8 protein-coding genes and 2 pseudogenes are annotated in these 9,765 nt (G+C 69.3%); 9 read left to right on the top strand and 1 reads right to left on the bottom strand.

What is annotated here, in order from left to right; genetic code table 11:
* Positions 1-183 (top strand): hypothetical protein (locus AC08OU_RS18310; protein WP_476605392.1); only part of this gene is annotated, 183 nt, incomplete at its 5' end.
* 100 nt (positions 184-283) lie between these two features.
* Entirely contained in the window at positions 284-883 is a 600-nt protein-coding gene (locus AC08OU_RS18305; RefSeq protein WP_462187820.1) for a RyR domain-containing protein, read from the top strand.
* Here AC08OU_RS18305 and AC08OU_RS18300 read toward each other — a convergent pair.
* Positions 873-1,115 (bottom strand): hypothetical protein, encoded by a 243-nt coding sequence (locus AC08OU_RS18300; protein ID WP_476600461.1) that lies wholly within the window; start codon positions 1,113-1,115, stop codon positions 873-875. The genes AC08OU_RS18305 and AC08OU_RS18300 overlap by 11 nt on opposite strands.
* A 435-nt stretch (positions 1,116-1,550) precedes the next feature.
* Here AC08OU_RS18300 and AC08OU_RS18295 point away from each other — a divergent pair.
* From AC08OU_RS18295 to AC08OU_RS18265, 7 genes and pseudogenes are all read left to right on the top strand, one after another.
* Positions 1,551-1,955, top strand: a pseudogene (locus AC08OU_RS18295) (hypothetical protein); the annotation flags it as partial.
* A gap of 186 nt (positions 1,956-2,141) precedes the next feature.
* Entirely contained in the window at positions 2,142-3,131 is a 990-nt protein-coding gene (locus tag AC08OU_RS18290) for a hypothetical protein (RefSeq protein ID WP_476605391.1), read from the top strand.
* Positions 3,128-3,838, top strand: a pseudogene (locus AC08OU_RS18285) (creatininase family protein). Before AC08OU_RS18290 ends, AC08OU_RS18285 begins: the two are co-directional and overlap by 4 nt.
* A gap of 386 nt (positions 3,839-4,224) precedes the next feature.
* Positions 4,225-4,386 carry an FxLD family lanthipeptide gene (locus AC08OU_RS18280; protein ID WP_462187817.1) on the top strand — a complete coding sequence of 54 codons (162 nt, stop codon included), beginning with the start codon at positions 4,225-4,227 and terminating at the stop codon, positions 4,384-4,386.
* An 86-nt stretch (positions 4,387-4,472) separates the two neighbouring features.
* Positions 4,473-7,493 (top strand): lantibiotic dehydratase, encoded by a 3,021-nt coding sequence (locus tag AC08OU_RS18275; protein WP_476605390.1) that lies wholly within the window; start codon positions 4,473-4,475, stop codon positions 7,491-7,493.
* A 210-nt stretch (positions 7,494-7,703) separates the two neighbouring features.
* Positions 7,704-8,906 carry a methyltransferase, FxLD system gene (gene fxlM / locus AC08OU_RS18270; protein WP_476602136.1) on the top strand — a complete coding sequence of 401 codons (1,203 nt, stop codon included), beginning with the start codon at positions 7,704-7,706 and terminating at the stop codon, positions 8,904-8,906.
* A 104-nt stretch (positions 8,907-9,010) separates the two neighbouring features.
* Positions 9,011-9,765: lanthionine synthetase LanC family protein (locus AC08OU_RS18265; protein WP_476605389.1), on the top strand; the 755-nt coding region annotated here is incomplete at its 3' end.

The raw sequence follows: 9,765 nt of genomic DNA, 5'->3' as shown, positions 1-9,765 counted from the left end.
GGGCGGGGGGCGTTCGGGCCGCTGGTCCAGGGGTTCGGGGCCTTAGCCTTGGCTGCGGTGCTGGCCGCGCTGGCCGGGCGGGCCTGGGACCGTCCCGCCGGCGCCGACTTCGGCGCCCGAGCCGGGTCCGATGTCGGGCATAGGACTCGCAATCCCTATACCGACAGCAAGGGACTCGGTTAGCGTTTTCGTGGCGCCGATCGTTCGGACGTCGTCCACCGTCTGTTTCTGAGGGAGACATCCGGTCATGATCACAGCCAGGCGTGCCGTGCGTGGAGTCCGCGTGGATGCTCTACGGCCGATCGGGGCCTCGCGCCCGATCTGGGCCGATGCGGCGGGCGGGGACGGTGGCGCCGGCGGCACGCCGTCGGTCCTGGGCGACGGGGAGTTGGTGGAGCTGCTCGCCCGGGCGATCCACGACCGCTATCTGGAGCATGAGCTCGGTAAACGGCACGCGGCCGGATCGAGGCCCGGGCTGCGGCCCTGGGCGGAGCTCTCCGAGACGCTGCGGGAAGCCAACCGTGATCAGGCGGCTCATTACGAGACGGTGCTGCGTAACCGTGGCTGGGTGTTCACGCCGGCCGAGCACGACGTCGATCCGGCTGTCGATCCTTTTTCGCTGTCCGCCGCCGAAGTCGAGGAGCTCGCCCGGGCCGAGCACGACCGGTGGTGGCAGCACAAGGAGCGGCAGGGTTACTCCTATGGTCCGGTGCGCGAGGATCTCGGTCCGGACAAGCGTCACCCGTCGATGGTGGACTGGGAGGAGCTGACCGAAGAGGACCGTGATCGGGACCGCGACGCGATCCGGAACATGCCGGCCGTCCTGGCCCGGGCCGATCTGCGCATCACCCGGCGACCCGCCGCCGAGGCGGCTACCCGGTGAGCGGCTGACGGCCGCGACACTCGTCGGCACATTGCCGCTGTCCGCCGGTGACCCCGAAGACCTCTGCGGCCCCTTGACAGCACCCCGACATCAGTGCCGCACCGGCCACCCCCGGCCGCGACACCAGGCTGCCCACCGCCAGAATCATCGACTTCGCCGCGCTGCCCGCCCGGGCGGAGACCACCGTGGCCGAGCGTATCCGCGACCGGGCAGTGGTGTCCACGAGCATCACGCGGTCTGATTCGCGCGAACAGATGGACCCTCCAGCGCCGAACAGATCGCAGGACCTCATGCCATTTCCGCAGCTCAGCCCGGCGATGACGCTACGAAGGAAACATTCGGCCAGCAGGGAATGACGCACACCACCACGCCAAGTGATCATCATGGTTGGTGCCCTGCCTGGTTGAACGGGTCTCACGTGGCTCCACCTTGCAACGGAGTGATCATTGGCCTCGGAACGCACCTCGCAGGCGAAAGCGCCGGCCGGCGCGCCGAGTAATCAGACACTTCCTCCGAGCCCGGCGAACAAGAGATGGCTGGCGCGGCACAGGTTCGGCCGTTGGCCCCGGCCCGACAGTGGCGGACCCATTACTCTGGCGATGATCTGCACGCTCCCGAAATGGCGGACCGACGGCGGTCCGGCGAGCAGGCCCGGAGAGGACGCACCGTGAGTAGGCCGAGCCAGCGGGCGGAGCAGGACGAGCTGCGAGCGCGGATGCGCGCGGTCGGCATGTCCCACGACGAGATCGCGATCGAGTTCGCCCGCCGTTACAAGTACCGTCCCCGCGCCGCTCACCGGGTCGCCCATGGCTGGACCCAGCAGCAAGCGGTTGATCACATCAACGCTCACGCCGCCCGCATCGGCCTCGACCCCGACGGCGCCGCCACGCGCACCGCGCCCTGGCTCAGCGAACTGGAGAACTGGCCGGTTCCACTCCGGCGCCGGCCTACGCCCCAGCTTTTGGCCTTGCTCGCCGAGGTCTACGGCACCAGCATCCACAACCTTCTCGATCTTGAAGACCGCGAGACCATGATGCCAGCGGATCTGATGGTTATCAGCCAGCTCCACAAAGGGCTGCCACCCATCACGCACCATGGCTCTGAGGACAGGACGGTGTGGGAAGCGGTTCTCGGTGCTGTCTCCTCGCTGAGGACTACCGGGATCGCGGTCGAGAGCATCAGACTCGCGAACCATCTCTATGGAGTCGAAATGAAATAACTTGCGCGTTTCGAACCCTCCACAGGCCTGTGACCTGCGATGATGCTCTCGATCACGTATTTGTTACTTCATTACGTCCCCTATCCTGTGTCTGAGTCGGATGTGTTCAATCAACCGCTGGCCATTGGCACCGCCGATCCGGTGAAGCATTGGGTCGATCTACTGAGTCTGATCGCGGGGAGAGTCAACGACAGTGGGGCCGGCTCGGTGTGGAGCCTGGTCCAGGGTCAGCTTGAAGTGCTCGATGCGTTCCGCCGGGCGTCAACGGTCGAGGGCCATCGGTTGCTCGCGGTCCAGGCTCGGTGGTCGGAGTTTCTTTCCTGGCTTGCCGACAGCCTCGGACGTCCGGGTGCTGCGCGGAAGTGGGCCGAGTTGGCGTTTAGCCAGGCGACCGAGGCTGGCGACCGTCGCACCGCGAGCTATGTCCTGATGCGACGGGCTCAGCAGGCGGCTGATCAGGGACGTGGCGGGGAAGCTATCGCGCTGGGAGAAGGTGCGGCGGCCCTCGATTCCAGCAGTGCGTGTACCGCCGCGCTGTGTCTCGTCCGGCAGGCGCACGGGCATGCCCTCAACCGCGACACCGCAGCCTCCCGTGCTGCGGTCCGTCAGGCGGTTCGGCTGCTGGCTGGTGCTGAACGCGACCCGGACCCGTTGGATGGGCACTGCACGGACCTCTACGTGGCGGCATACGAAGGTCACTGCCGGCGGCTGGTCGGCGACCTGGACGGGGCGACAAGGCTACTGGACGAGGTGCTGGCGGCCTGGCCGGCCGGGCTGCGTCAGGATGAGGTGATGTGGCGGGCATGGTTGGCGGACGCGCATACCGCTGCCGGGCGCTTGGCCGAGGCGGGAGCTGAGGGCCTGCGTGCGTTGGAACTCGCCCAGGCCACCGGATCGGCGCGCGCTGACTTGGTACTCGGCAGCATGGCGGGAGCGCTCGCGGGAGCCGATCGGGTGGTCGAGGTCGGCCAGTTCCTCGCCGCTCGCCAGGTCGTTAACGCTGCGACGAGGAGACAGCCATCCCTATGATCACCACGGCGACCAGCGTCGAGGCGGAGCGAGTCGACGCGCGGGCGGCCGTGTTGCCGGTGGGCAGCTTCGAGCAACACGGCGTTCACCTCCCCCTCACGACAGACACGTTGATCGCCCAGACGATCGCCGAAGCTGCGGCCGATGCGTACGGCCTGTTCCTGCTCCCGCCGATCACGTTCTCGTGCTCCCATGAGCACGCCTCGTACCCGGGAACGGTGAGCATCTCGTCGGTGACTCTGACCTCGGTCATCCGCGACGTCGCCAGCTCTCTGGGTCGTTCCGGCGTCGCCGCGGTGGTGCTCGTCAACGGTCATGGGGGCAACTACGTCCTGAACAACATCGTTTAGGAGGCCAACATCGGCGGGCCGAGCATGACGCTGTTCCCTGGACGGTCAGATTGGGCGGCGGCCCGCGCCGCTGCCGAGTTGGAGACCGCCGCCCACGACGACATGCACGCCGGCGAGCTGGAGACCTCCATCCTTCTGCACGTGCACCCCGACCTCGTCCGGCCCGGCTGGGAGACTGCCGACGAGGGAGGCGGCCCCCGACCGCACCTCCTCGTCCACGGCATGACGGCGTACACGCAGACAGGCGTGATCGGCCGTCCCTCGCTCGCTACCGCGGAGAAGGGCAAACGGCTCCTGGACAGCCTGACCAGCCTGATGAGCGCCCACCTCGACGCGCTCGGCCTGACTGGTCGCTGACCATGCCCTACTCCCGGCTTCATCGGCCACCGGAGAACCGGGCTGCGGGGTGAAGCGGCTACACACTGAGACGAAGGTCCGCTGCGCTCAGGCCGCGCCTGGCACCCGAACGACCGGGCATGTATCCCGGCGTGTCTGGCCGAACACACCAACATGGCGGAGGTCATCTTCCCAGGTCAGCGACCGGACAAGGCGCGAAGAGAAAACTTCGCCACCGGGGGAATGACCTTGCGCCGTGGGCGAGGCATTGTTACCTCTCGTTACCGCCGAAGGCCGGCATGGTAACTCCCGGCCCTGCGCCGTCCCGAAGCGAATGCACGTTGTGAGCGTGGTGCTCAGGGATGGTCGGCAGGTACACCGGGGAACGGCACTGAGAGGAGACGTGGATGTCCATCGTGCAGGAAGTCGGCCCATCGGGTCCGGCGCCGGCCGACTGGTTCGACCTGCCGATCACCGTCGTCGATGACAGCACGTGCGTGGCGAGCGACGACTGCGACACCTCGGACGGCTGCTCGTCGACCTGTCCGTCGGCGTGCGCCAGTTCGTAAACGCGGGTCGTCGCCGTGCCGCCCCGACGACGTCGGGGCGGCACGGCGACGCGGATTTGACGAAGGCTGGGGAAGGGACGATGCCGATGGGCGGGGCGCTGTACCGGCCGGCCGGTCCTGCGTTGCTGCGCGCAGCGACGAACGCGCCGGGCAGCGTGGCGTGTTGGCCGGTGTTGGAGGACCCGGCAGCGTGCAGAGAGTGGTTGGCGCAGGTCTGGCCGGCGGCCCGGGGGCCAGTCGCGCTCGCCAGCAGCGCATTGGCTGCCCGGGTCGAGCAGATCGTGGCCGGGCAGCCGGTCACAGACCGACGGCTGCGCGCCGCCGCGGCAACGGTGGTGCGATACCTGCTGCGCGCGGAGGGGCGGGCGACGCCGTTCGCGCTGTTCGCAGGTGTCGCACCGGCCATGTTTGGCCAGGTGGGGACGGTGCGCTTCGGGGATCGCCACAGGTCGACGGCTCGGGTGGACGCCGCGTGGCTGGGCGAGGTCATCGACCGTCTGGAAACGGGCCCACTGCTGGAGCGGGTGACCGTCGTGTTCAGCGGTCTCGTCGTCGAGCGGGCGGGGCGGTTGATCGTGCCTCACACGGACGGCCAGGCGGAGATCCCTCTTACTCCGCCGGTTCGGCTCGTGCGGGATGCCGCCCGCGATCCGGTGCGCTTCGCTGAGCTGGCCGACAGGCTGAACGAGGCGTTCATCGCCGCGGACCCTGAGCGCATCGAGAGATTGCTGCGTCAGCTCGTCGCCGAACACTTTCTGGTCACCGACCTGCGGGCGCCGATGACGGAGACCGATCCGCTCGGCCATCTGATCACGGTCCTTCGGACGGCAGGTGCGTGCGACCTGGTCGAGGTCGCGCCGCTGGTGGAGGAACTGACCACGATCCACACCCGGCTCGGTGAACTCAACGTGGCGCCGGCCCTGGCGGCGCAAGTGGCGCCACGCACGTCGCTGCTCGCGGCGATGGACCGGATCATGCCCCAGGATCGCTCGCCCTTGGCACTCGACCTCGTGCTCGACTGCGACCTTCAGCTGCCCGGGTCTGTCGCGTCAGATCTGGCTGTGGCGGCTGGTGTCCTGACGCGGCTGGGCCGAGAACCATTGGGACCTGCGGCATGGGCGGACTATCACCGCCGGTTCGTCGAACGCTACGGCGTCGGCAGCGTCGTTCCGCTGCTTGACGTGCTCGACGACGCATCGGGGCTTGGCTATCCGGCGGGCTATCCGGGCTCGGTGCTGCCGGCGTCCGCGCCGACGGTGAGCGATCGGGATCGGCGGCTGCTTGCCCTGGCATGGGAGGCGCTCGCGGGCGGCGGTCCTGTTGAGCTGACCGATGCGCTGATTGAGCACGTCACCGCCGGTGATCTGTTCGACCCGCGTTTCCTCCAGCCCCATGGAGAGATCGCGGCGAAGATCTACTCCAGGAGCGTTAAGGCGTTGAACGCCGGGGACTACCAGCTGGCAGTGACTCCCGCCCGTGCGACCGGAACCCTGACCGCGAGGTTCCAGTCCTCGACTGGTGACGCGGCAATGGCCCGCGCCTACAGATCGGTTCCGGTGCTGCACGAAGGCGCCACTGCGGTACAGCTGTCCTGCCCGTCCAAGTTCGTCCGCGGCCAGAACGTCGCACGGCTGCCCCAGTTCCTGCCCGAGGTACTGGCCCTCGGCGAGCCACCGTCGGACGGGCCGCGCGGGTTGGTGCCTGGAGATCTGGCGCTGACCGCGACCGGGCGGGGCCTGCTTCTGATCGAGGCCGCCACCGGCCGCATCATCGATCCGCAGATCTTTCACGCGCTGACGCTCGACCGGCAGATGCCGCCGCTGGCACGGTTCCTGGCGCACCTGCCGCGCGTGTTCGCCGCCCCGTTGACCGTGTTCGAGTTCGGACCGGCCGCGGGCGCGCTGCCGCACCTTCCCGAGGTCCGCTACGGCCGGATCATCCTGGCACCCGAACGCTGGCGCCTCCACCCCGCCGACCTGCCCGGACTCCACGCGCCGAGCGCCGACTGGAGCGGTGAGCTGGGCCGGTGGCGGCACCGGCATCGGTGCCCAGATCTTCTGGAGCTGGCCGACGGCGACATGACGCTACGGCTGGACCTCACGGTCCCGGCCCATCGCACGATCCTGCGCGAGCAGCTGGCGGACACAGGCGTGGCGACGCTGAACCGAGCCGTACCCGGTGAGGGCCTTGACTGGACCGGGCATGCCCACGAGATCGTCGCCCCCGTGTTCCGCGCTGGGCCACCCGCACCGAACAAGCTCGCCCCGGCGCTAGTCAGCAGGGCCAACGCCGACGGCCACCGCCCCGGCGCCCCGAACGCCCGATGGCTCTCCGCCCGCGTCCACACGCACCCCGCTGCCATGGACCACCTGATCGCCAGCCATCTGCCGGGCCTGCGTACCCAGCTCGACGGCGCGCAGCTGTGGATGGTCCGTTACCGCAACACCGAGCTGACCGACCATCTGCGCATCCGCGTCGCCACCGGCGAGGCGAACCACGCTGCTCGCGCGGCCATCCTCGGCGCGTGGGCCGCCGAGGTGGCCGCGATCGGCGTCGCCGGCCAGGTGGCCTTTGACACCTACTTCCCGGAAGCCGGCCGTTACGGCGCCGACGCGGCTCTTGAGGCCGCCGAAGCCGTGTTCTGCGCCGACACCACCGCCGCGATCACCGCGCTGCGTCAACCACCGGCCGGGCTGCATCCCGACACCGTCACGGCGTTGTCGATGCTCGACATCGCCGACGCGTTCCTCGGCGGCATGCGCCCCGCCGCCGACTACCTGACCACACGCGTCCTCGCCAAGCCGCAGACTATCGATCATCGCGTCGTCGGCGAAACCACCCGGCTGGGCCGTCACAGCGTCCCCAGGGATCTGCCGCACCTGCCTGGCGACCTCGCCAACGCCTGGGCAGCCCGCGCCAAGGCCCTGACCACCTACCGCGCGGCGTTACCCAGCCAGATGAACCCCGCGACGGTCGCCGGCTCCCTACTGCACCTGTCCTACAACCGCCTCCGTGGCATCAACCGCGACCACGAGGCCGCCTGCCTTCGACTGGCACGCAGCGTCGCTCTCGCCTGGCACACCACCCAGCAGGCGGCACCCTCATGAGCACGGCTCCTCATCTACCAGGATGGAGATCGCTGGCGCCGCCGCGACGTATGGCGGTCAGCCCGGCTCATGTCCGGTAGGAACGCGGCAGGCCGTCCCGAGACGGCGACCTCGGGCCGGGAACACCCCGCTGTCTACGCTCCTGCCTCCGAACACCATCCCTTGTGACCGCAGCAGTCGACCTGATCCCACTCCGACAAGGACACGCCCATGACGACCGCGACACCCGGCACCGCCGCCGAACTCCACGCCGACATGGTCAAGAAGATCACCAGCAGTCGGCCCAGCCTCGACAGCCCTGTCGTCGAGGCGCTGCACGCGGTGCCCCGGCACCTGTTCCTGCCGGACGCCACGCTCGACGAGGCGTACAACCCCTACAAGGCGGTCATCACCAAGACGGCGCCCGACGGCACGCACCTGTCCTGCGCCTCGGTCGCGACCCTCGTCGCCGGGATGCTGGACGAGCTGCACGTCCGCCCCGGCGAGCGGATCTTCGAGGTCGGTGCCGGCACGGGCTACAACGCCGCGCTGCTCGCCGAACTCACCGGCCCCGACGGGCTGGTCGTCACCGCCGACATCGACGAGGATGTCACCGGACAGGCATCGATCGCCCTGGCTGCGGCGGGCTACAGCGGCGTGCGGGTCCTGACCCGCGACGGCGCGCTCGGCGACGACACCACCGCACCCTTCGACAAGATTGAAGTCACCGTCGGTGCGTGTGACATCCCCGATGCCTGGTTCACCCAACTCGTCCCCGGCGGACGGGTAGTCCTGCCGCTGCGCTGGCGGGGCCAGACCCGCGGCGTCGCCTTCGTCAAGGGCGACGACAGTGTACTCCGCTCGGAGTCGGTGTTCCTCGGCGGCTTCGTCCCCATGATCGGCCAAGGCATCGAACGCGTCGCCACGCTCCATACCGACCCCCTCGTCCAGATCCACTACGACATCGACCAGGACATCGATCCGGCCCAGCTGACCGGCATCCTGAACACCCCGCGGACCAGCGCCTGGTCCAGAATCACCGTTGGCCCGCAGGACCCCATCGACGGGATCTGGCTACGCGCCACCGCGACCGATCCCGCCGTCTGCCGCATCAACGCCAGCGCCGGCGCGGTCAGCGCCGACCTTTGCACGCCCTTCATCCCGAACCTGAGCCCCACGCTGATCGCCGGCTCCTCACTGGCCTACCTCATCAAGCGCCGGTCGGACGGCCCCGACCCGGTCTACGAACTCGGCGCCCACGGACACGGACCCGACGGCCACGCCCTCGCCGAGCGGCTGTGCGGACACATCCACACCTGGAACACCGACCGCAAAGCCCGCCCGTCCCTGACCGCCATGCCTCTGACCGCTCAGGCCAGCATTCCCAACCACGCGATCGTCAAGAAAGACTGCGCGATCATCGTCACCTACTGAACCACCTGCCCGCGTCGGCGAGACGGCACCTGCCAGCGGCGTCTCTTGGACACCACTGGCTTGCTGTCCCTCGCCGAACCGGCCGGATCGTCCGGAGGTGCCTCATGCTCCTGAGCAGCGACCTGCGAACGCGTGCCTCCTCCGTCGCGGCCCGTCTCGCCGACGCGCTGACCGCACCACCCCCACCCCATGCCGGTAACGATCAGGCGTCGACCAGAGAGCCCTGGCGCGGCCAGTCGCTGGCCGCCGGCGCCGCGGGCGTCGCCGTGCTCCACGGCCTACGCGCCCGCGATGGCGTCGGTAGCTGGGCCACCGTCGACGCCTGGCTCAAAGCCGCCACACGAGAGAAGCTGAGCGTCGGGGCGCGAGCCGGCCTGTGGTTCGGCGCCCCGGCCCTCGCGTTCACGCTCGCCACGGCAGCTCCACCCGGCCGCTACCGATCCGCCCGCCAGCACCTGGACAGCGCCGTCACGGAGATGACCGACCTGCGCCTCGCCGCAGCCAACCGGCGTATCGATGCCGGCCAGCGACCGGAACGCGCCGAATACGATCTCGTCCGCGGCTTGACGGGACTCGGCGCTCACCTCCTCACCTCCCGCCCAGACGCAGATCAGCTTCGCCGGGTCCTGGCGTACCTCGTCCGCCTCGCCGAACCCCTGCCTGCCATTGGCACAGGTGGCCTGACACTGCCGGGCTGGTGGAGCGGCGACCTTCCCGTCGGAGCGCCGGCTGACGCGTTCGCGGACGGCCACGCCGACCTCGGGATGGCCCACGGCGTCGCAGGTCCTCTCGCGCTACTCGCTCTCGCCCACCGCCAGGCCATCGTCGTGCCCGGCCACCTCGACGCCCTGCACCAAAT

Source organism: Frankia sp. CcMO1 (assembly GCF_977945845.1).
This window is presented reverse-complemented; position numbering and strand designations above follow the sequence as displayed.

Excerpts from the sequence above, each read along its gene's own strand:
- AC08OU_RS18290 (WP_476605391.1), top strand. The coding sequence starts at position 2,142 with ATGATGCTCTCGATCACGTATTTGTTACTTCATTACGTCCCCTATCCT.
- AC08OU_RS18280 (WP_462187817.1), top strand. The coding sequence starts at position 4,225 with ATGTCCATCGTGCAGGAAGTCGGCCCATCGGGTCCGGCGCCGGCCGAC.
- AC08OU_RS18275 (WP_476605390.1), top strand. The coding sequence starts at position 4,473 with ATGGGCGGGGCGCTGTACCGGCCGGCCGGTCCTGCGTTGCTGCGCGCA.
- fxlM (WP_476602136.1), top strand. The coding sequence starts at position 7,704 with ATGACGACCGCGACACCCGGCACCGCCGCCGAACTCCACGCCGACATG.